This is a genomic window from Thiolapillus sp. (assembly GCF_048562965.1).
GTDB classification, from domain to species: Bacteria; Pseudomonadota; Gammaproteobacteria; order Chromatiales; family Chromatiaceae; genus Thiolapillus; species Thiolapillus brandeum_A.
Genome location: NZ_JBHNMF010001493.1, coordinates 1 through 602 on the forward strand (window position 1 = coordinate 1; position 602 = coordinate 602).

Consider the following 602-nt stretch of genomic DNA (forward strand, 5'->3'; position numbering starts at 1 on the left):
CCTATTGCCGCATCTCCAGTTACCTGCAGACCATGGCAAATCAGGGATACAATCCGCTGGTCGCCATTCAAATGGCCTTTTCGGGACAGCTCTATGCTGATAGGGGTGAGTAGTTACTCAAAAAGGAGCTATCCTTTGTTCCGAACCCGCCAGATATTGAACGACTGGCTCACGCAAAACCTGGAGGAAGCATAACGCCATGGTTATCCACCCACAAGCCCGTACAACACCAAAGCTGCGTGCTGAGATCAAGGCTCAACGTGATCGTAAGCAGGTGGATCTTGCCAAGCAATACAATGTTACACCACAGACTATCCGGAAATGGCAAAACCGGGATGAGTTCACCGACAAAAGCCATCGTCCTCATCGCCTGCAAACCAAACTCAGCGAACACCAGGAAATGCTGGTGGTCGAGTTGCGCAAGCTGCTGTTATTGCCTCTGGATGATCTGTTGGTCATTGTCCGAGAATTCATCCACCCAGAGGCTACCCGCTCAGGCATCCACCGTACCCTACGTCGCCATGGGGTCTCCCACCTCAACGCGCTGTTACGCGCAGAAAATGAAGAAGAAGCACAACCTGCCAAGCGCAAAACCTTCAAGG

Annotated in this window: 1 pseudogene; it reads left to right on the plus strand. The window is 52.0% G+C overall.

The features are described from left to right. Positions 1–199 precede the first annotated feature (199 nt). Positions 200–602: pseudogene (locus ACOCD2_RS25110) on the plus strand (IS481 family transposase); the annotation flags it as partial.